The sequence below is a fragment of the Candidatus Doudnabacteria bacterium genome (assembly GCA_037200925.1).
Classification (GTDB): Bacteria; Patescibacteriota; Doudnabacteria; order UBA920; family O2-02-FULL-48-8; genus JBDTSL01.
This window is the reverse complement of record JBBCGO010000001.1, coordinates 372,414-393,474: the sequence shown is the minus strand read 5'-3', so window position 1 is coordinate 393,474 and position 21,061 is coordinate 372,414. Positions and strand designations below refer to the sequence as shown.

24 protein-coding genes are annotated in these 21,061 nt (G+C 47.4%); 17 read left to right on the top strand and 7 right to left on the bottom strand.

What is annotated here, in order from left to right:
• Window positions 1-183 precede the first annotated feature (183 nt).
• The 3 genes from rpsO to WDN47_02350 all read left to right on the top strand — a co-directional run bounded on the left by rpsO (window position 184) and on the right by WDN47_02350 (window position 3,356).
• Window positions 184-450, top strand: a complete 267-nt coding sequence (gene rpsO / locus WDN47_02360; protein ID MEJ0021407.1) for a 30S ribosomal protein S15 — start codon at window positions 184-186, stop codon at window positions 448-450.
• A gap of 184 nt (window positions 451-634) precedes the next feature.
• Window positions 635-2,851, top strand: a complete 2,217-nt coding sequence (locus WDN47_02355) for a polyribonucleotide nucleotidyltransferase (GenBank protein ID MEJ0021406.1) — start codon at window positions 635-637, stop codon at window positions 2,849-2,851.
• Between the two features lie 106 nt (window positions 2,852-2,957).
• Window positions 2,958-3,356: a hypothetical protein gene (locus WDN47_02350; GenBank protein ID MEJ0021405.1), complete on the top strand. Its 399-nt coding sequence runs from the start codon at window positions 2,958-2,960 to the stop codon at window positions 3,354-3,356.
• Window positions 3,357-3,451: 95 nt separating this feature from the next.
• Here WDN47_02350 and WDN47_02345 read toward each other — a convergent pair whose 3' ends face one another.
• A complete protein-coding gene (locus WDN47_02345) occupies window positions 3,452-3,841 on the bottom strand; it encodes a hypothetical protein (protein ID MEJ0021404.1) in 390 nt (129 codons plus the stop codon).
• A gap of 107 nt (window positions 3,842-3,948) precedes the next feature.
• On the opposite strand from WDN47_02345, the gene WDN47_02340 reads away from it, so the two are divergent.
• The 3 genes from WDN47_02340 to WDN47_02330 are packed head-to-tail and all read left to right on the top strand — an operon-like array spanning window position 3,949 to window position 5,081.
• Window positions 3,949-4,161 (top strand): hypothetical protein, encoded by a 213-nt coding sequence (locus WDN47_02340; protein MEJ0021403.1) that lies wholly within the window; start codon window positions 3,949-3,951, stop codon window positions 4,159-4,161.
• 14 nt (window positions 4,162-4,175) lie between these two features.
• Window positions 4,176-4,562: a metallopeptidase family protein gene (locus WDN47_02335; GenBank protein ID MEJ0021402.1), complete on the top strand. Its 387-nt coding sequence runs from the start codon at window positions 4,176-4,178 to the stop codon at window positions 4,560-4,562.
• Window positions 4,563-4,571: 9 nt separating this feature from the next.
• Window positions 4,572-5,081: a hypothetical protein gene (locus tag WDN47_02330; GenBank protein ID MEJ0021401.1), complete on the top strand. Its 510-nt coding sequence runs from the start codon at window positions 4,572-4,574 to the stop codon at window positions 5,079-5,081.
• A 60-nt stretch (window positions 5,082-5,141) separates the two neighbouring features.
• On the opposite strand, the gene WDN47_02325 is transcribed toward WDN47_02330, so the two are convergent.
• The 3 genes from WDN47_02325 to WDN47_02315 form a co-directional block, all read right to left on the bottom strand.
• Window positions 5,142-6,128 (bottom strand): DUF5666 domain-containing protein, encoded by a 987-nt coding sequence (locus tag WDN47_02325; protein MEJ0021400.1) that lies wholly within the window; start codon window positions 6,126-6,128, stop codon window positions 5,142-5,144.
• 146 nt (window positions 6,129-6,274) lie between these two features.
• Window positions 6,275-6,466 carry a hypothetical protein gene (locus WDN47_02320; GenBank protein MEJ0021399.1) on the bottom strand — a complete coding sequence of 64 codons (192 nt, stop codon included), beginning with the start codon at window positions 6,464-6,466 and terminating at the stop codon, window positions 6,275-6,277.
• 43 nt (window positions 6,467-6,509) lie between these two features.
• The gene (locus WDN47_02315) at window positions 6,510-7,106 is read right to left on the bottom strand and encodes a hypothetical protein (protein MEJ0021398.1); all 597 of its coding nucleotides are present in this window, start codon (window positions 7,104-7,106) and stop codon (window positions 6,510-6,512) included.
• A gap of 37 nt (window positions 7,107-7,143) precedes the next feature.
• On the opposite strand from WDN47_02315, the gene tgt reads away from it, so the two are divergent.
• The 4 genes from tgt (at window position 7,144) to WDN47_02295 (ending at window position 11,459) form a co-directional block, all read left to right on the top strand.
• Window positions 7,144-8,289 carry a tRNA guanosine(34) transglycosylase Tgt gene (tgt, locus tag WDN47_02310; protein MEJ0021397.1) on the top strand — a complete coding sequence of 382 codons (1,146 nt, stop codon included), beginning with the start codon at window positions 7,144-7,146 and terminating at the stop codon, window positions 8,287-8,289.
• 53 nt (window positions 8,290-8,342) lie between these two features.
• Window positions 8,343-8,696 (top strand): hypothetical protein, encoded by a 354-nt coding sequence (locus WDN47_02305; GenBank protein MEJ0021396.1) that lies wholly within the window; start codon window positions 8,343-8,345, stop codon window positions 8,694-8,696.
• Window positions 8,697-8,842: 146 nt separating this feature from the next.
• Window positions 8,843-10,192, top strand: a complete 1,350-nt coding sequence (locus WDN47_02300) for a glycine--tRNA ligase (GenBank protein MEJ0021395.1) — start codon at window positions 8,843-8,845, stop codon at window positions 10,190-10,192.
• A gap of 1 nt (window position 10,193) precedes the next feature.
• Complete coding sequence (locus tag WDN47_02295) at window positions 10,194-11,459, top strand: pitrilysin family protein (GenBank protein MEJ0021394.1); 1,266 nt, start codon at window positions 10,194-10,196, stop codon at window positions 11,457-11,459.
• Window positions 11,460-11,494: 35 nt separating this feature from the next.
• Here the strand turns inward: WDN47_02295 and WDN47_02290 are convergent, their stop codons facing one another.
• Window positions 11,495-11,677 carry a hypothetical protein gene (locus WDN47_02290; GenBank protein ID MEJ0021393.1) on the bottom strand — a complete coding sequence of 61 codons (183 nt, stop codon included), beginning with the start codon at window positions 11,675-11,677 and terminating at the stop codon, window positions 11,495-11,497.
• A gap of 22 nt (window positions 11,678-11,699) precedes the next feature.
• Between WDN47_02290 and WDN47_02285 the strand changes: the two genes are divergently transcribed.
• Window positions 11,700-12,542, top strand: coding sequence for a deoxyribonuclease IV (locus WDN47_02285; GenBank protein ID MEJ0021392.1), 843 nt, complete (start codon window positions 11,700-11,702; stop codon window positions 12,540-12,542).
• 19 nt (window positions 12,543-12,561) lie between these two features.
• On the opposite strand, the gene WDN47_02280 is transcribed toward WDN47_02285, so the two are convergent.
• Complete coding sequence (locus tag WDN47_02280; protein MEJ0021391.1) at window positions 12,562-12,816, bottom strand: hypothetical protein; 255 nt, start codon at window positions 12,814-12,816, stop codon at window positions 12,562-12,564.
• A gap of 72 nt (window positions 12,817-12,888) precedes the next feature.
• On the opposite strand from WDN47_02280, the gene WDN47_02275 reads away from it, so the two are divergent.
• From WDN47_02275 to WDN47_02265, 3 genes are all read left to right on the top strand, one after another.
• The gene (locus WDN47_02275) at window positions 12,889-13,914 is read left to right on the top strand and encodes an AI-2E family transporter (protein ID MEJ0021390.1); all 1,026 of its coding nucleotides are present in this window, start codon (window positions 12,889-12,891) and stop codon (window positions 13,912-13,914) included.
• Between the two features lie 63 nt (window positions 13,915-13,977).
• Window positions 13,978-15,414: a methionine--tRNA ligase gene (gene metG / locus WDN47_02270; GenBank protein ID MEJ0021389.1), complete on the top strand. Its 1,437-nt coding sequence runs from the start codon at window positions 13,978-13,980 to the stop codon at window positions 15,412-15,414.
• A gap of 75 nt (window positions 15,415-15,489) precedes the next feature.
• Window positions 15,490-16,323 carry a TatD family hydrolase gene (locus WDN47_02265; protein ID MEJ0021388.1) on the top strand — a complete coding sequence of 278 codons (834 nt, stop codon included), beginning with the start codon at window positions 15,490-15,492 and terminating at the stop codon, window positions 16,321-16,323.
• Here the strand turns inward: WDN47_02265 and WDN47_02260 are convergent.
• Entirely contained in the window at window positions 16,320-16,784 is a 465-nt protein-coding gene (locus WDN47_02260) for a hypothetical protein (GenBank protein MEJ0021387.1), read from the bottom strand. The two genes, WDN47_02265 and WDN47_02260, sit on opposite strands and share 4 nt — an antisense overlap.
• Window positions 16,785-16,870: 86 nt before the next feature.
• On the opposite strand from WDN47_02260, the gene leuS reads away from it, so the two are divergent.
• The 3 genes from leuS to WDN47_02245 are packed head-to-tail and all read left to right on the top strand — an operon-like array spanning window position 16,871 to window position 21,008.
• A complete protein-coding gene (gene leuS, locus WDN47_02255) occupies window positions 16,871-19,144 on the top strand; it encodes a leucine--tRNA ligase (GenBank protein ID MEJ0021386.1) in 2,274 nt (757 codons plus the stop codon).
• A gap of 7 nt (window positions 19,145-19,151) precedes the next feature.
• Window positions 19,152-19,790: an L-threonylcarbamoyladenylate synthase gene (locus WDN47_02250; protein ID MEJ0021385.1), complete on the top strand. Its 639-nt coding sequence runs from the start codon at window positions 19,152-19,154 to the stop codon at window positions 19,788-19,790.
• A gap of 51 nt (window positions 19,791-19,841) precedes the next feature.
• Window positions 19,842-21,008, top strand: a complete 1,167-nt coding sequence (locus WDN47_02245; GenBank protein MEJ0021384.1) for an MFS transporter — start codon at window positions 19,842-19,844, stop codon at window positions 21,006-21,008.
• Window positions 21,009-21,061 lie beyond the last annotated feature (53 nt).

The following is a 21,061-nucleotide window of genomic DNA, read 5'->3' as shown; positions in this document are numbered from 1 at the left end:
TTATAAGATTAACTTAATATATAATTATACACTAAAATTGGGATTTTGTCAAGAGCCACGTCAATATAAGCCTTATAATAGGCCTCAAAATAGGCTTGCCAAGTCTTTAAAGGAGTGATAAAATGAACCAGTATTAAGACACAAATGGCGTTTTCCTAGCCATTGCGTGAAGAAAGGCAATGAATGCTTACTCCCAAGGAAAAAGGGCAGATCATCAAGAAGTTCCAGGTCCATAAGGACGATACCGGCAGCCCGGAGGTCCAGGTGGCGATATTGACCCGCGAAATTGAGAAGGTTTCCGAGCACCTTAATGAGCACAAAAAGGACAATCACAGCCGCCGGGGCTTGCTGAAAATGGTGGGCAATAGGCGCAGGCTTTTGAGGTATTTGAAGGCTGAGGACGAGAAGCGTTGGGATAAACTGACTGATAAGTTAAAATTGAATAAGTAGAACAAGTGTAGTCAGCTCATTTATGAGCTGCGTGAGCCGATAAATCGGCTGACTACAAATGATCTTTAAATAATTAATTCCGCTGAGTGCTGACAGCAAAGAGGCTATATTAGTTTCCAAGAATTGGCGACTGTTATAACTTCTGTGCTTCAAACCACAATTGCGGATACAAAAAAGGTAACAAATGAAAAAAGGTAATGTTAGTTTGGATCTAGCCGGCAAGAAATTTTCTCTTGAAACCGGCGTTTTGGCTTTGCAGGCCGACGGCTCTGTTTTGGCCAAACTTGGAGACACCGTGGTTTTGGCCACGGCAGTCATGAGCAAAAATTTGCGCGAGGGCATGGAATATTTTCCGTTGCTGGTGGACTATGAGGAACGGCTTTATGCCGCAGGCAAGATCAAAGGCTCTAGGTTTATCAAGCGCGAAGGCCGGGCAACCGACGAAGCAATTCTTTCCGGCCGCCTGATCGACCGCACGATCCGTCCTTTGTTTCCGGACGGCATGCGTAACGACGTGCAGGTCGTGGCGACTATTCTTTCTGTTGATGAAGTGAATGATCCGGACGTGGTGGCGATCAATGCCGCGTCAGCAGCTCTCAGCATTTCTCGTATTCCGTTTGACGGTCCGGTGGCTGCGGTGCGAGTGGGACGCGATAAAGGGCAGTTCATTCTCAACGCTTCTTATAAAGAGCGCGAAGGAGGCGATCTGGATCTCGTGGTCTCAGGCACCGCGGAACATATACTGATGGTGGAAGCGGGCGCTAAGCAGATCACGGAAGACGATATGATCGCTGCGATTAAATTTGCCCAGCCGCATCTGGCTGACCTGATCAAACTGCAAAACGATCTTATCAAGCAGGTAGGTGAGGCCAAGGCGGAAGTTAAGCGCGAACTGGCCGATGAAAAGGTTTTGGCTGAAGTGGAAAAATTCGCTACAGATAAATTGCAAAAGGCCTTGTACGGCACTTTCTCCAAAGAAATCCGCGAAAAGCAGAACGAAGCTGTGCGCGAAGAAACCCATGCTCATATTCTCGAAGTATTTGCAGATAAAGGCGCTGAGGAGCGCGCCTTGAACCACAAGCTTCACACGAACCTAGCTCTGGAAAAGGTGACCAAGAAGATCGTCCGCGCAAACATTTTGGAAAAAGAACTGCGCGTTGATGAAAGAAAACTGAATGTCACCCGGCCTGTGTCCTGTGAAGTCGGTGTCCTGCCCCGTACGCACGGCTCGGCTTTATTTAACCGCGGTGAAACACAGATCCTGACCACAGTGACACTCGGCTCCTCAGGCGATGCGCAGATCCTTGATGGCATGGAAGATTTTACAGTGGACGGCACGGTGAAAAGATATATCCATCACTACAATTTTCCGGGATATTCAGTAGGAGAAGTGGCTCCCATGCGGGGGCCGGGCCGGCGCGAAGTGGGACACGGCGCCTTGGCTGAGCGCGCAGTAGAAGTTGTCATGCCGCCAAAAGAAAAATTCCCGTATACGTTAAGGCTGGTGTCCGAAGCTTTGGGCTCCAACGGTTCCACTTCCATGGGTTCAACTTGCGGCTCCACATTAGCTCTCATGGATGCCGGGGTGCCGATAGAAACTATGATCGGGGGCGTGGCCATGGGTTTGGTCCTGGATGTAGGCAGCGGTAAATTCAAAGTTCTGACCGACATTCAGGGAATTGAAGATGCGAACGGCGATATGGATTTTAAAGTTACTGGTTCGGAAAAGGGCATTACCGCCATGCAGATGGATGTGAAGACCAAGGGTCTGACTGTGGAAATTCTGGACCAGGCGTTGAAGCAGGCCCGCGACGGGCGCATGCATATTCTGGATGTCATGAAAAAAACCATTGATAAGCCGCGTGCGGAAATGTCGCCTTTGGCGCCCAGGATCGAGACCATGCAGATCAATCCCGAAAGGATCCGCGATGTCATCGGCACCGGCGGCAAAATTATCAATAAAATTATTGCCGACACAGGAGTTAAAATAGACATTGAAGACTCGGGCTTGGTCATGGTGGCGTCCAACAATGCCGAAGGCATGAAAAAAGCTTTGGAAATAATCCATAATCTGACCAGGGAAATTAAAATCGGTGAAGTCTTCAAAGGAAAAGTCGTGCGGATCATGGACTTCGGCGCTTTCGTGGAACTGACTCCCGGCCATGACGGCATGTGCCATATCTCAGAATTGGCGTGGCACAGGGTCGGAGCAGTTGAAGACGTGGTCAAGATCGGCGATGAACTGGAAGTCAAAGTTGTTGAAATAGACCACATGGGCCGGATCAACCTTTCACACAAAGTTTTGATCCCGCGGCCGGAAGGCGGGACGATCGACGACCGTCCGCACGACCGGGGCCCTCGGCGCGACAACGGCAACGGCAGGCATTTCGGGAGACACTAAAATTATTATTAAGCCGGCTCGTAATTGAGCCGGCTTTTTTATTTCAGTCGTTGACATGAGATGGTTGTTTTTGATATGCTTGGTTGCCTGAAGGAGGACTTTCTAGATGAGCGAGCTTACTTTGAGCATATCGGTGCCGGAGCAGTTTGAGCCTGCGGACTGGCTGCAGACGGCCGGGGAAATACAGAGCAGCTTCCTCAACCCGCTTGCGGATTTCGTTCACGAAAACAAACTGGGAAGAGTTGATGTTATTCGGCCGGATTACAGGGTTCTGGTCTGCGACTATATGGGTCTGGCGGGAGAGCGCGATCCGCAGATAGTCGTATTTTTTCCTGTAGGCGACGCGAAAAGCTGTAAGACAAACCAAAGGAATGCAAGTCCTCTGGTCAGCTGGCAACAAGCGGCACGGGACATGATCATCTTCTATGAACAGCAGATCAAAGGCGCCAAGGCTCTGCAGTCGATGAAGAGGAAACTGGCAAGAGCAGGCTCAATGCTCAAGTAGTTTGTTGTGGCGGTCGTCTTCGGACGATCGCTTTTTTCTAATAAAAAAAACGAGGCGCTGATTGGAGATCAGCACCTTATGGAGTGTTGTAGGCCTTAGGGAACGAAACCCGGCGCGTTCCAGTACGCGAAGCATACGACTTCGGTCGCGCGGCCGCGCTTGCGTCGCGTGATGAACACGAACGGATCGTATTTGAATCGTTCGGCGTGAACTTGCGAACGCGGAATCTCGCTGGCGCGCGCGATGTCGCTGACGATGTCAGCAGGCGGCTGGAGTGCCGTGATCTGGACGTCAGGCACTTTTTCCCAATCACCGCGGTAGGAGATATCCATCGCCTCCCATTCGCGCTTGATGCGGGCTTGGAAGGCACGGACACGATCGATCGGTATGACTCGGAGTCCTGCGGCTTCGACCTCCTCTTCGAGGGTCAGTCGTACGGGTGTGCGGGTTAGCGGGGCGGCGGGTGCGCTGACGAACGCTAACATAGTTCTCCTCCTGGGGAAAGTGTGAACAGAGTAACTATATTATTTTCTTTTTAGCTTGTCTACTTTCCCGGGTTTTTGATATGATTACCATAGAATTAAAAAATATTATGGAAAATCCAGAAAATAATCCAGACATAAAAAGATTGTTAGCGCGCCAAATGGAGTTGGAGATCATGATAACGGATACATTGGCAGAATTGCACAGAGTTGAGGAAAAAGATGCTAATTCGCCTCAGATAAGCTCGCTTAAGGAGACTTTGGATACTCTTCAAATGGATAAAGTCGATGTTCAGGAGCAACTCAAAGAATTAGGTATTTGAAAAGAATCGACAGCATGAACGACGAAGAGTTTGAACAATTGGTCAATGATGGGATTGAGGCCATTCCTCAGAAGTTTTTGGATCTGCTGAATAATGTGGCTATCGTGATCGAGCAGGAGCCGAATCCCGAACAGATACAAAAACATAATCTTGTCCATGGCAGGACTCTTTTGGGCTTGTATGAAGGCGTGCCGCAGAGCAGACGCGGCGCAAATTATACGGCTGTCCTCCCGGACAAGATCACGATCTTCCGCGGGCCGATTTTGCGCATAGCTGTCGAGCCCGATAGGATCAAGCAAATGGTCAAAGATACCGTCTGGCATGAGATCGCCCATCATTTCGGCATGGATGAAGCGGAGGTCAGGAAGGCTGAGACGAAAAGACGGGCGAGAGGGAAGTAGCAGTTTAATATGAAAAAGATAATTTTTATTACGGGTGTAAACGGAGCGGGAAAAACCTCGGTAATGGCACCTCTGAAATCTTTGCTTGGTCCAGATTTCGAATTGCATGATTTCGATGAACGCGGCGTACCGGATAACGTTGATCGCCAATGGCGGATAGAAGAAACCAAACACTGGGTAGATTTAGGTTTGCAAAATATTAAAAATAACATTACTACTCTGATTTGCGGTTTTGCCCGGCCCAGTGAGATCGCAGGCAATGAATCAATTGAATTTATTTTGCTCGATGCAGACCACGACACGATCAAACAGCGGTTGGCGAAAAGATATCAGAGCCCGCATAGCGTTGCGGTTATCGAAAAAGTTTCTGGTAAACTACTAGAAAAATTCATAGCTGATAATGTGTATTTTTCAGATATTCTGAGAAAAGAATGCGAGGGGCATCATACAACAATTATAGACACCAACAACTTAGCTCCTGAAAACGTAGCCGAGCAAATCGCTGCCTTAGTTAAATAACTGAACTTCAAATAAAAAACAGCCGCTCTATGGAGGCTGTTTTTTATTTGGGATTAATTATTAGAATCCGAAGAGGTGTTTGAAGAAGTTGCCGATACTGCCAAAGAATCCGAGGTGCTGATTGGTTGTGCCGTTTGCTGAAGTGGTTGTAGATGCTGAATGATCCGTTATGGAAGAGGCGGTAACATTGGTGCCATTGGTTGTTCCTTGAACGATCACGCTGTCATTGACTGCGATGCTTGAAACAGCAGAGGCCGCATTGTTTTTCGTTACTGTGGCGCTGGTAGCATCCACAGTGTAAGTGACGTTTTTGTTCGCAACGGTTAAAGTATTGCCGTTGATGGCGCTCACTGTGCCGGCGATGACCGGCTGGCCATTGCCCTCAATGAGCGGGTTTTGTCCCTTATTCGGACGTGGAGGCATTCCGTCATTAATCGCGGTAGCCGTGATACTTGTGCCGTTCACGGTTCCCTGGACCATGACAGTATCACCGACTGCAATGTTTGAAACGGAAGATGCTGCACCGTTTTTGGTGACAGTGGCATTGGTGTCGTCTACAGTGTAGGTAGTAGATGTGGCAGCCGAGGTATTTCCCTTTGACCAAACCTTGCTTGTGACGGTCAAGGTGTTGCCGTTAATTGTAGCAACGGTGCCAAACACGCCGGGTTTTCTCATCATTATTCCGTCGTTGATTTTTGTAGCAATGACGCTCGTTCCGTTCACTGTTCCCTGGACCATAACCATATCACCCACGGCGATGTTTGAAACGGTAGATGCTGCACCGTTTTTAGTCACCGTGGCATTGGTGGCATCTACTGTGTAGGTTGCGGAAGTTGTTGTAGTGTTGGCCATCGGCCTCATTTTGCTGGCCACAGTCAAATTGTTGCCGCTAATTGCGGTGACTGAACCGAATACGCCATTGCCGCGCATCATGCCCATATGACCCACGCGGCCTATACCTTGGGGGCCTTGGGCAAATGCCGGCGCTGCCAGAGCCAAACTTCCCATTAAACTTGCAGCTAAAAGCAAACGATATTTGTTAGACATATGTTGTAATGTTGAAAAGGATTTATTAATTTAGAAGGAATTAGTTCGATCACTAACTCTGTACTCATTTATACGAGCCAGACGGGAAATTGTTTCAGGTGTTTTTTTCAAATAAAAAAAGCCAGGCAAATGTCCGGCTGTAAACCTTAGGATTGCTGACGTAGTTCCGCCAACCGTTTGCTGGCGGCTTCGCGCAGTTCGGGCGGCAGGCCTTCGCTAACTGAGAAGTGTTCGAGATCGGATTGGTTCATGATCTGCCTGATGAATTTTTCTCGAACCTTGCGGGAGATGAGCTTGTTGTTGACGGAATTGATCAGGTCGCGGTCAGTTGGCGGCAAGTGTCCTCCTCTCGCATAACACAGAATAGTTTATTAGATCTCTTCAGAGTTGTAAACGTTTATTTGCAAATTGCCTTCGGCGGATAGTTGCTTCCAGGACGAAGATTGAATCAAATAAGATGATCGCTGCGGGATAGAGCCAAGTAGTTATGGTAAAGGATTGTAGTGCAAAAAGCGAAATAATATAATAAAGAATTCCTAAAGCCCAAGGAGAAATCGACTCTTCATCCGGGAAATAATAAACTTTGCGTATGGTGGGCAGAAGACCGATTCCGTCAGATACGGAAATCAAAACTACGGCGGTGAGCGGATTATCCGTAATCCTCCAAAATACAATTGCTAAAAAAGCCCCGACCAGCGCCACCCAATCAAACAAGACGAATTTTACGTGCTTCTGCCGAAAGCCGATTCCCGCAATCGCGAAACAGAAGATGGAATTGAGCGCCATGATCCAACTGCCTGCACCTGCTCCGGAAAGAATCTGAGCGACAAATCCGATCCCGGTAAGAGTTCCCCAAACAAACCAGGTAAATGCATGAGGTTTTATTTTTCCTTTGTAGATACCCCAGAAGTAAGGTGCATAGCTGGCCAGCTCGATCGCAACAGCTAAGTATCCCAGAAAGATTTTGTAATTGCTCATGTTGAAATTGTATCATAATTGGTATAATCATTAAGCTATGTTTTCAATTACGAAAAAAGATTCTAAGACCAAGGCCCGAACTGGCATTATTCAAACCGCGCACGGAGAAGTCCATACGCCGGTGTTTTTGCCCATCGGCACCAAAGGCGCCATCAAATCCATTGCCGCGGAAGAACTGCGGTTCTGGGGCGCGGAAATGATCCTAGCCAACACGTATCATTTGTGGCAGCGGCCCGGAGACGGCCTGATCGCGAAAGCCGGCGGACTGCATAAATTTATGAACTGGAAAGGCGCGATCTTTACCGACTCCGGCGGATTCCAGGTTTTTTCCCTGGGTAAAATGGTGAAAGTAACGGACGGGGGAGTCAGATTTCAATCTGACCTGGACGGCTCAACTTTTGTTTTGACGCCGGAAGCGTCTGTTCAGATCCAGTTAAACTTGGGCTCAGACATAGCATTGGTCCTGGATGAGTTTCCTGCGGCAGAAGCGGAAAAATCCACGGTCAAAGCCATGGTGGCGCGAACCGCATTGTGGGCGCATCGGGCTGTGGCTGAGCATATCAAACTTGTGGGAAATTCCATAAATCCCATGCAAGCGCAGTGGGGAATTGTCCAAGGAGCGATCTTTAAAGATCTGCGCAAACAGTCTGCTGAAGAAATTCAGAGCCTGAATTTTCCCGGATACTGTATTGGCGGAGTGGCCAACGGCGGCGAATCAGAAGAGCTGATGTACCGGGCAGTGGATTATTCCATCCCGTATTTGGAAGAAGAAAAACCCAAACATTTGCTGGGAGTGGGCACGCCTTCCCAGATCGTCCAAGCAGTTGCTTTGGGCTGCGACAGTTTTGACTGCGTCATTCCCACACGTGAAGCGCGCCACGGCAAATTTTATGTGAATTTAAAACCGCAGGACGGGGACGGGTATTTTACAATGAACATTTTTAATGAAGAATTCAAAGAGGCTTTTGAACCGATCGACAACACTTGCAACTGCTATGGGTGCGTAAATTATACGCGTGCATACATCCGTCATTTGTTCATGTCCGAAGAGCCCTTGGGCCTGCGGCTTGCGACTATGCACAATTTAAGATTTTATCTCAACCTCATGCAGAGGATCCGCGAGCACATTGAATCCGATAAATTCAGCCAGCTGCTGAGGGTTTACAAAGATCGGACAAAGTGATATAGTGAGCAATCGATTGCCTAATGATGATGTGAATGAACGGAGGAATGGTCATGGACGAAAGTCCGAAGCTCACTGTCAGTGTCGTCTATAAACGAGATAGGAAACGGCAGATCGTTACTATTACCTGTGAGGGTCAGATGATTCTGACCGATGATCCTGCCACAAGCACAGTTAGTGACTTGGACAAGGTGCTCCAGTCCATTAAAGATAACAAGCCGGCATCCCGCAAACGCATCATTCTTGATTTGAGGGCACTGACGCCTTTCCCCCCTGACAAGCGGGCATTTGATCACTTGTCAGATCAGTTGCGCGATCTTATGCAGGCCCTGCCGAAGAAGCTGACTGTGTTGATAGTTTGTTCGGAAGAAGAGACGCCGCCGGCAACTCCTGTGCGAGTGCATTGACATCTACTAATCTTCTTACATCAGTGAGGGGATTCTTTTTTTTATCCTAAAATTATGCTACTATTTGTCTACAGAAAGGGCAGCGCATCCAGCCCAGCCCCAGTTTTTGAAACTGGAGCTGGACATCCAGCGTTGCTGAAAAAATCATGAAAAAACAAGAAAATGACCTGATGGACAAAATAATCTCGCTCGCAAAAAGGCGGGGTTTTATATTTCCCGGCTCGGAAATTTACGGGGGACTGGCCAACAGCTATGATTACGGGCCGCTGGGAACGGAATTGATAAATAATATCGGCTATGTGTGGTGGAAAAAAATGGTTCAGCAAAGGGCGGACATGGTCGGACTGCGGGGCCCGATAATCATGAATCCGAAAGTCTGGGAAGCGTCGGGGCACATCAAGAATTTCAGCGATCCGCTCGTGGAATGCAAGATCTGCCACATGCGTTTTCGCGCTGACAAGCCTGCTGAGATCGCGGCACATGAACAGACACATAAGGGCAAATCTGTAGAATGGACCGAACCGAAAAATTTTAATTTACTGTTCAAAACATTTATCGGAACGACGGAAGATGACAAATCCACGGTTTATCTGCGCGGGGAAACTGCGCAGACCATGTTCACGGATTTTAAACTGGTTTTGGAATCCATGCGCCGCAAACTGCCGTTTGGCATCGCGCAGATCGGTAGGGCTTTCCGGAACGAAATTACGACGGGTAACTCGATTTTCCGCACGAAGGAATTTACGATCGCGGAATTGGAATATTTTGTCGCGCCGGGAGAAGACGATAAAGCTTTTGACGAATGGCTCAAATATCAGCAGGAATTTTTTCTAAAAGACCTTGGATTAAAAAAAGAAAACATCAAAACTGTGGAACTGCCGAAAGATGAACTGGCGCACTACTCCAAGCGCACGGTGGATACGTATTACAAATTTCCGTTCGGCTGGGACGAGATGGCCGGAATTGCAAACCGCACTGATTATGACCTCAAGAACCATATTGAGTTATCCGGGGCAAACTTAAAATACAAGGATCCGGCAACTGAAAAAGAATTTATCCCATATGTGATCGAACCGACTTTTGGGCTGGATCGGCTGATGCTGGCCGTGTTGGTTGATGCATATTCCGAATCTGATGCCCGTTCCGGCAAAGAAGACGCGGTGCATGAAACCGAAGTGACTTTGAGATTGCCGAAAGAATTGGCGCCGATCAAGATCGCCATCTTGCCCCTGTCGCGAAAAGAAGAATTGATGAAACCTTGCCAAGAAATATTGCAGACACTCAATAAGCACTGGATGTGCCAGTACGATGAGACTGCATCCATCGGCAAAAGATATCGCCGGCAGGATGAGATCGGCACGCCTTATTGCTTGACGGTGGACTTTGAAACTGCCAATGATAATTCCGTGACGGTGCGCGACAGGGATACAATGGCGCAAGAAAGAATAAAGATTGGTGAATTAGTAAATTATTTTAAAGAAAAGTTGAATTGTTGATATGTATAACAAAAAAGTTTTCAAGAACGGCTTAACGCTCCTGACCGTACCGATCCCGACCGCGCTGTCCATCACGATGTCGGTATTCGTCAAAGCGGGAAGCCGGTACGAACAACCCCGGGTCAACGGCATCTCGCATTTCTTGGAGCATTTGCATTTTAAAGGCACGAAAAAATATCCGACAGCGAAAAGATTGTCCGAAGTTGTGGATTCCGTCGGAGGCGATTTTAACGCCAACACGGGCAAAGAACACACTCAATATTATATCCGCGCGGCCAGCGGACATCTGCCGCTGATCATGGACGTGCTCACCGAACTGGTGCAGAATCCGCTGTTTGATGAAAAAGAAATTGAGCGCGAAAAAGGCGTGATCATCGAAGAGATAAACATGTATAAGGATAATCCGCAGATCCACATTGAGTCGCTGTTCGAAGAAGCCATGTGGCCGGATACCGCGCTCGGCCGCGATATCGCGGGAACCGCGGACATCATCCGCTCCGTAAAAAGATCCGATATTTTGGACTATCGCAAGAAATGGTACCATCCTTCGAACATGATCATCGCCATCGCCGGCAAGTTCGACCAAAACGAACTTGAGGAACTGATCGGGAAATCTTGGGGCAGGATCTCTGATAAGCCCGGGGGAAAATTTGCGGCGATCGTGAAAAGATCAGGCCTGCCTAAACTTTCGGTTCAAAACAAGCCCAGCGAACAGGCGCATATGATGGTTGGTTTTGCCGCGCTTGATTATAACAGCAAGCTCAATCCGGAACTGCAGCTGCTGTCAACCATCCTCGGCGGCGGCATGAGCTCCAGATTGTTTCTGCAGATCCGGGAACGCCGGGGATTGGCGTATTACGTCGGAGCATCATCAAATAATTATCTGGACACAGGGAATTTTTATGTCCGAGCAGGCCTTAAGGTAACCTCAGCTCCTGAAGCGATGGAGGTGATCCTTGCTGAAGTTATGAAAATGACAAATGAAAGGGTCGCTCCCCGCGAACTTAAGAAAGCCAAGGAATATATCAAAGGCAAGATCGTTCTGGCCATGGAAGACCCGCATGGCACGTTGGACTGGTATCTGACCCAAGCGGCGTTCATGAAAAAAATCGAAACGCCAAAAGAGGCTTTTGCCAAAATCGACAAGATCACTTCCGGTGAAATTCAGGATTTGGCGAAAAAATTGTTTGTTAAAAACACCCTCACCGCCGCAGTCATCGGACCGTTCGCGGACAGATCGGTTTTTGAAAAGAAATTGAAGTTATAAAAAAAATACCCTCATTCTGAGATGAAGGATCGAGCCTATGGCGGCCAATTATCGAATACCCTCTTTTGATTGATGTCTTTCTCAAAACGCCCGGCAACGAGCATGGTGATGATTGCAAGAGCAAACGGCACCAGCACCAGATTGTTCGAAAAGGTCAATGGAAGTAGCGCCAAACTTGCCAAGAATGCACACTTGAAGATCGGGTATCTAATTCTCATGCCTCCTCCTTAAATAAAGTATATGCGAATAGGCACACATGTTTCAATTGCCGGCGGGATCTGGAAAGCGCCGGGGAACGCCGCGAAAGTCAGGGCCGAAGTGTTTCAGATCTTTTCGCGCTCGCCGCACGGCGGGCCGGTAAAACCCATCACGCCTGAAGTGGCGAAGCAGTTCCAGGACGAAATGAAAAAGCACAAGCTGGATACTTTTTATATCCACACGCCTTATTTCATAAATCTTTCGTCAGTAAAAAATAATATTTATTACGGTTCCATTTCCGTGGTCCGCCAGGAACTGGATCGAGGCTCACTTTTGGGATGCCGCGCGATCATGACGCATCTGGGCAGTTTTGGCGAGCTGACCGACGAAGAAGGTTTGGAAAGAGTTGCCAAAGCTATCGGCAAGATCATGGAAGGCTATACAGGCGCAACTCAGCTGCTTTTGGAAATTTCGGCGGGTGCGGGGAGGATCGTGGGCGATACATTTGAGGAAATTGCTGCGATCTTGGACCATAAACTTTTGAAAGGCAAGAATATCGGTGTGTGTTTTGATACTTGCCATGCTTTTGCTTCGGGTTATGATCTAAGGGACAAAAAAGTCGTAGAGGAAAGCCTGAAACAATTCGAAAAAGTCATCGGGTTTGAAAAATTGATCATGGTCCATGCTAATGATTCCAAAGCGGAATTGGGCATGCATCTGGACCGGCACGAAAATATAGGACAGGGACATATCGGGCTTGCGGGATTTAAAGCCCTGGTTGATCATAAAGTTTTGGGAAAACGGGATTGGATCCTGGAAACGCCGAAAGATGATCCGAAGGACGATCCGAAGAATATTGCAATTTTGGAAAAATTCAGAAAATAAAAGCCTGATCTTCCAACGATCAGGCCATGTCGTCAAGTTCCTCATCAATCTCCCCGCGGGTAAGAGCTGCCCGATCACCGTCCAGCACTTCTTGGGCAGACAAACCCCGGCGCACTCCGAACGACTCGGCGGCTTCAATGAACCGGGGTCGGACCAGCTTCCGCACTTTCTCGGCACATTGCGCACAAGTCCTGTGATGGATAGAACGTTCTTTCGGCAGCCGCGGCCAATGCTCCAGTTCCTCGGACGTCAGACAGACCGAATCGGATTGCATAGGCTCCTCCTCAAGTTAGGTTTATTATATATCACTATCGACAAACTTAAGCAATAAACATATAATAATTGCATGAGCGAACGCCACGACACAATCAATATTTCCACAGTAACTTTATTGAAGATCGTTTTCATCGTCCTTTTATTTTGCTTTTTATGGGTGGTGCGGGACGTGCTGTTGATATTTTTGATCGCTATCATCATCTCATCGGCCATCGATCCGGTGGCGGATTTTTTTCTCCAGTACAGAATTCCCAGAATCTTGAGCGTGACATTTGTATATATAGTCTTTCTGGGGCTCGTGGTACTGATAGGTTTTTTGATCGTGCCGCCGGTAACATCACAATTCGAAGCCATCAAAAGCGCGGACGTTTACCAGGCGTTTATTTCCAAAATCGGCGTCTATAGCGAAAATTTGAGCCATTCGGCGCTCGGCCAGGCCATTAACAACAGCTTTAATGATCTGGCCAACAATTTCGGCGGTACGCTGTTTGCCACCACCAGAGGGGTCTTAACAGGGATCGCTTCCCTGATCTTGGTGCTCGTGATCTCATTCTACCTGACGGTAGAGGAAAACGGCATGAAGAATTTCATTAAACATCTGTCGCCTTACAAACATCAGGCTTATGTCATGAAGCTGGTCACGAAGATCCAGCGCAAAATGGGCTCCTGGCTTTTGGGACAGATAATTTTATCTGCTGTCATCTTCGGTCTGGTCTTTATCGGCCTGACGGTTCTGAATGTGCAATTCGCCCTCGTTCTGGCCTTGGTTGCGGGTTTGCTCGAGATCGTCCCGATCATCGGGCCGTTCATCGGACTGGCCATCGGCGTATTCTTCGCATTTTTGCAGAGTCCGGCCCTGGCTTTGGCCGTATTGATCCTTTGGTTCATCATTCTGCAACTGGAAGCCCACGTGATCGTGCCCATCCTTATGAGCAAAAGCGTGGGCATAAACCCGATCATGGTCATTTTGGCCGTTTTGGTCGGAGCAACGCTGGGAGGAGTAGTCGGAGCATTGATCGCCATCCCGGTGGCCAGCGGAATTTCGGTATTTATCAACGACATCATGGACGGGCAGATCGGAGAACCTCCGGCCTGATTTTTTAGCGGGATTTATGCTATAATTATCAGGCCTTAAGTCAGGCTTTTTTAATTTACAAATATGGTAGAAGAGCAGAAAAAATTCTATATCACCACGCCGATATATTATGTGAATGATAAACCGCACATTGGCCACGCCTATACCACTATCGCGGCCGACGTCGTGGCCCGTCTTCACAGGCTTTTGGGCGAGGACGTGTTTTTTCTCACGGGCACTGATGAGCACGGAGCCAAGATCGCGCAAGCTGCAGAAAAGAGCGGCAAGTCGCCGAAAGAATTCGTAGACGAGATCTCCGCCAAGTTTTCGTTTGCCTGGGATAGCTTAGGCATCGCGCCGGATAAATTTATACGTACCACTGATAAGGAACATATAGTAGCAGTGGGTAAGTTTTTAAATAAACTGAAAGATTCCGGCAAGCTTTATGAAGGAGAATACGAAGGTTTGTATTGCGTGGGTCATGAGGCTTTTATCAAAGAGTCGGAACTGGTCAACGGCCTGTGTCCGGAGCATAAGACCAAGCCTCTGCATTTGAAGGAAAAAAATTGGTTTTTTAAATTATCCGAATACCAAAAGATCCTGGAAGAAAAAATTTCCGATAATGATTTCGTGATCAGGCCGGAAGCCAGGCGCAACGAGGTTCTGTCTTTCGTCAGGCAGGGCCTGGAGGATATCGCGATCTCAAGACCTAACGTTAAGTGGGGGATCCCTTTGCCCTGGGACGAAAACCAGACCGTATATGTCTGGGTGGAAGCCTTGTTCAATTACTGTTCCGCTATTGGTTATGGCGAAGATGAGGAGAATTTCAGGAAATTTTGGCCGGCGGATGCACATCTCATGGCCAAAGATATCATAAAATTTCATTGCGTTATCTGGCCGGCGCTTTTGCTTGCTATCGGCGAGGAAATTCCCAAGAAAGTATTTGCGCACGGGTTTTTTACCGTTGACGGGCAGAAAATGAGCAAAACCGTGGGTAACGTTATCGATCCGAATGACTGGGTGGCGAAGTACGGACCGGACGCCGTGCGCTATTTTCTGTTGCGTGAGGTGCCGTTCGGACAGGACGGGGACGTCAGCGAGGAAAAATTGAAAGCGCGCTTTAACGGCGATCTGGCGAATGGCCTGGGCAATTTGTTTTCCCGCGTGACCGATATGATAGAAAAATATCTTGACGGCCAGATCGAGGATTTCGCGGACTCGCCAAAAGACCTGTCAGGCGCCTGGGAATCGTTCTATAATTTTGATTTTTCCGAAGGATTGGTATTGATCTGGAAAGAGATCGCCTGGGCCAACCAGCTGATAGACAAATCCAAGCCCTGGGAACTGGTCAAGACCGATCCTGACAAAGTAAAAACCCTGCTGTTAAGTTTGGCCGCGCTATTGCTTGAGATCGCGGCAAAATTATCGCCCATCATGCCCGAAACAGCCCAGAAGATCAAATCGGTGCTGGAGTCAGGAGAAATAAAAAAACCTGAGCCGCTTTTCCAGAAGATTGATTAACTTGGAATAGACTGCTTCGCTTCGCTCGCAGATTCGAATTTGCGAGGAGGCGAAGTCGACGAAGCAATCTTATCTATGTATTTCGACACTCACACTCACGTTAATTTTTCGGCATTCAAAGAAGACCGTGACCAAATTGTGAAGCGTGCTTTGGATGCGGAAACCTGGATGATCAATGTCGGGACACAAACCGACACATCCCAATCCGCGGTGGATCTGGCGAAAGATCATCCGGAAGGAGTTTATGCGGCCATCGGGCTTCATCCGGTGCATACTTATCAGCAAATGCTCGATGAGGAAGAAAGCCATTTCCAATCCCGTGCGGAAAATTTTGAGGAAACGGATTATGAGCCAATGCTTTCGGATAAAGTTGTGGCGATCGGGGAGTGCGGACTGGATTATTTCCGATTGCCCCTAGGGCAAGATCCGGAACCCATCAAGCGGCGGCAAAAACAAGAATTCATCAAACAATTGGAATTTGCAAAAAAACACGGCCTGCCCGTCATAATCCATTGCCGCGATGCCTATTCTGACTTGATAGAAATTTTGAAAAGCGAATACGAAGGGCTTCCGGGCGTGGCGCATTCATTTACGGACAACTGGGAAACTGCGAAAAAATTTCTTGACTTGGGATTTTATATTGCACTCAACGGTATTTTAACTTTTGACAAAACCGGTAAGCTGGCGGAAGTCGTGGAAAAATCCCCGTTTGACCGATTGCTGACGGAAACCGATGCGCCTTACTTAACCCCCCCGCCTTATCGCGGAAAAAGAAACGAACCGTCCTATGTCCGGCATGTGGCGGCAAGGATGGCTGAGATCAGAAAATTGAATGTGGAAGAGGTCGGGCAAAAAACTTTTGAGAATGCTTGTGAACTGTTTGGCATAAAAAAAAGATCAGCAGGTTAATCCTGTTGATCTGATTGGTCTGCCACAATTCGCAAAGATCGCAGGAACCTGCGGTCATTGGCATTAATTTCGAAGCGAGATGATTTTGGGAGGCACACCAGAGCTGTCTGTTTCGGCTGTGACGATATCAGAATGCCGATACAGAATTCCGGGTAGGCCCCTTGGATCTCTTCCTTGATGTTGCGAAGAGTGCTTGCGGCTGATGATTCTTCGATCGACGACTCAAGCAGCATGACAAACTCCGCAAAACCCTGGTCCATTCTCTGCCTTTCTTCGCGAAACTTTTGTTGCGTTTTGGACCAGAGTATTTCTAGCCCAAAGACTTGGTCCTGTCGTCTGTTCTGTTCTTGTGCCCAGAGTTTGCCCAACTCCGAATTGCCCAGAAGCTTTTTGGCGACGATCCGGTAGCAAAACGTAAGCTGGTGGATCTTCCGGTCGAGTTCTTCCTGGTTCAGAGGCATGAGACCCTCCGTGAAGTTAACACTATTTTAAACTATTTGAAATCATTTATCAAAAAATGCCCGAAATGCTAGAATAAGTTGAGTATATGCCAGAAATTTACGACCATAAGACAATTGAAAAGAAGTGGCAGGAAGCTTGGGAGAAGATGCAACTCTATAAAACGCCTGAGCATCCAAAGAAGAAGCAGTATATTTTGGATATGTTCCCGTATCCGTCTGGTGTTGGCCTTCACGTCGGCCATCCGGAAGGGTATACAGCGACTGATATTTTATCCCGCTTCATGCGCATGCAGGGCTTCGATGTTCTGCATCCCATGGGTTGGGACGCTTTTGGCCTGCCGGCGGAGAATTATGCGATCAAAGAAGGGATCGCTCCAGCTGAATCGATTGCCAAAAATATAAACCGTTTTCGGGAGCAGATAAAGTCCATCGGGCTTTCTTATGATTGGTCACGTGAATTAAACACTTCTGATCCTGAGTACTACAAATGGACCCAATGGCTGTTTTTGCAGTTATACAAAAAAGGCCTGGCATACAAAAAAGAGGCATATGTGAACTGGTGTCCGAAAGACCAGACGGTTCTGGCCAATGAGCAGGTGATCGACGGCTGCTGCGAGCGATGCGGCACTGTCGTTGTGCAAAAACTGTTATCCCAATGGTTTTTCAAGATCACGGATTACGCAGACAGGCTGTTGAATGAACTTACTAAACTGAACTGGCCGGAGCCGATCAAACTCATGCAGAAAAACTGGATCGGCCGAAGCGAAGGAGCAGAGATCGAGTTTGAATTGGAAAATGGAAAAGAAAAAATCAAAGTCTTCACCACCAGGCCAGATACATTGTTCGGCGCAACATATATGGTTTTGTCGCCGGAACACTCTTTGTTACCTCAAATCACGACTGCAGACCGCAAAAAAGCAGTTAACGAATATATAGAAAAAACCAAAGCTAAATCAGAACTGGAACGGACAGCATTGGAGAAAGTAAAAACAGGTGAATTCACCGGGGCCTTTGCGATTAATCCTGCCACTAAAGAAAAAATTCCGGTCTGGATCGCAGATTATGTACTCGCGACTTATGGCACCGGCGCGATCATGGCAGTTCCTGCGCACGACGAGCGGGACCGACAATTTGCGGAAAAGTATGATATCCCTATTGCCGACAAACCACTCATGCCAATTCCGGAAGCAATTAAAAAATTCGGAACTAAAAAAATTCAATATAAACTACGCGATTGGCTGATCTCCAGGCAGCGATATTGGGGCGCGCCCATCCCGATCATTTATTGCGACAAATGCGGCATGAGTCCTGTGCCGGATGAAGATCTTCCCGTGAAATTGCCGGATGATGTTGATTTCATACCCACAGGCGAATCCCCTTTGGCCAGATCAAAAAAATTCAATGACGTGAAATGTCCAAAGTGCGAAGGCCCGGCCCGGCGCGATCACGACACTATGGATACGTTTGTGGATTCATCCTGGTATTTTTTCCGGTTTGCCGATCCTCATAATGACAAATCTTTTGCCGACAAGAAAAAAATGAAAGAATGGCTGCCTGTGGACACGTATGTGGGCGGCGCGGAACACGCAGTGTTGCATTTGATGTATGCAAGATTTTTTACCAAAGCTTTATTTGATCTGGGTTATGTTAATTTTGAAGAACCATTCATCAAACTTCGCAATCAAGGATTGATCCTGGGACCTGATGGCGAGAAAATGAGCAAATCGCGAGGCAATGTCATCAATCCGGACGAAGTCATCGAACAATTCGGCGCTGATGCCTTCCGGATGTATGAAATGTTCTTGGGGCCCTTGGAAGACGCCAAGCCTTGGCAAACCAATGGAATTGTCGGCGTAAAAAGATTTTTGGACAAAGTTTGGCGGTATCAGCAGGTTTTTGAGGCAGGCACGGACAACAAGCAAATCAATAAATTGACCAAAAAAATCACTTCTGACATTGAGAATTTCAAATTCAATACCGCTGTCGCCTCATTTATGGAATTTTTGAACGAGAACAAGCAACTGTCAAAAGAGAATTGGGAAACTTTTTTGATCCTGCTAGCGCCCTTTGCCCCGCACATGACAGAAGATCTATGGCATCAGTTGAAGCATAAGGAATCAATTCATACCCAATCCTGGCCGAAATATAATGAAAAATTAACCAAGGAAGAAACAGTTACGGTGGTAGTTCAGGTTTTGGGCCGGGTCCGCGCGTCTTTGGCATTTTCTTCCGGTGCTTCACAGTCTGAAGTGAAAGAAAAGGCTTTGGCAGATGCAAATGTCAAAAGACATTTGGAAGGCAAGGAAATTGTGAAAGAGATTTTTGTCCAGGACAAATTGATTAATTTTGTAGTGGAATAGTTCTCGCATGCGCTCGAACAATATAAATAAAGCAGTTCAGATCTTGAAGCAAGGCGGTGTCGTGGTTTATCCAACCGACACCGCTTATGGTTTGGCAGTGGATGCGGCCGATCTTGCAGCTGTAAAAAGACTTTATCGCCTAAAAGGCCGGGATTATAACAAACCGATCCATGTCATCCCGCCGACCAAGGGTTGGATAGAAAAATTGGTCAAACTTAGGCCGGAAGCAAAAAAACTGATCGAATCACTAATGCCGGGCCCTCTGACTTTAGTTTTGCCGCTGCGGGCCCAAGGCAGGTCCTGGGACATGCTTTCAGCAGGAACTAGAACTTTAGGAATTCGTAGGCCGAAAAATAAGCTTGCGCTTGATCTGTCGGGTTGTTTGGGCAAACCGATCACCACAACTTCGGCTAATGTTTCGGGAAAACCCAATTGCTACTCGGTTGCTGAGGTCAAAAAACAATTTACAGGATCCAAATTAAAGCCTGATTTTTATCTGGACGGAGGCGAGCTAAAGCGCACAAAACCTTCAACTGTGGTCATATTGTCAGGCAGACATGTTAAAATACTAAGAGAAGGGCCGATCACAGAAAAACAAATTGACAAAGTATTAAGAAAAAAAAATAGTTTGTCATCCCGGACTTGATCCGGGACCCAGTCTCTGGATTCCCGCTTTCGCGGGAATGACAATAACAAAATGCAAAATTATTTTCATTATTTTTCTCATAAAGTGAACAGGGAAGTGAAAGAGGTATATTGGCAGACTTTCATTGCCAATCTCGCGATCTCCCTGGTTTTCATATTCGAGCCGATCTATCTGTATAAATTGGGCTTTTCTTTGATAAGCATCATGTGGTTTTATGTGAATGTATACGGCTGGTATGTGGTTTTGATAGGCTGGGGGGCGAAGATCGCGGGTAAAATAGGCTATAAGCATTCAATTTTTATTTCCAATATCATTTACGTGGCTTACTGGGCTGCGCTTTATTCCATCCGGTTCCATCCGAAGCTGTTCTTTCTGGCTCCCGTATTTTTTGCCCTGCAGAAATCATTTTTTTGGCCTGCATTTGACGCGGATGTGTCGCTTTCAGACAAAAAAGACCAGCAGGGTCGTGAGATCGGCTTATTATTTTCTATCATTCAGGTCACCCTCATCATCAGCCCGTTGATAGGCGGATTGATCTCTTATTTTTTTGGTTTCTTTTTGCTGTTTGCCTTAGCCTCAGTATTGATGGCTGTTTCCTCCGCGCCGTTGTTCTTGTCGCGCGATCTTTATACCCGGCAGAATTTCCGATTCCGGGATCTATGGAAAATTTTTCGCGAGTACCCTTCAAATTTTTTCGGATACTGGGGCTATGCCGAGGATCTGATGCTGATGAGCCTTTGGCCCGTGTATATTTTCATCGTGGTGCCGCAAGTGGCCTCGGTAGGCTTGATCAGCACGACCTCTATGCTGCTCGCCACCGGGTTGATGCTGTACATCGGCAGCCGCGCTGATATAGACAAAAAAGTGCAGCTTATCAAAAATAGTTCCCTGATTTATTCTTTGACCTGGTTCGGCCGGTTCCTGGCGGTAAATACTCCGGCCGTTTTGATCTTTGATACGCTGACCAAAGCGGCCAAAGGGCTCCTTAACATCCCCATGATCGCTCTGACTTATGAGATAGCAGGATCGAAAGGTACTGATTATGCCACTGCATATAGTGTGTTCTATGAGCTCAGCCTGGCAGTCGGGAAAATAATCACGGCCCTGGGTGCGATAGCGATTTTATACTATACTAAGAATATCTTTTATGTGTTCGCGTTCGTGGGAGTCTTAACCTTATTTTACGGATTTTTAAAGCCTGGGGCTGCAAGAAAATAATAATTTATGTTAATTCTGATCAACTCTAATTACACAAATTACTTCGTTTGACC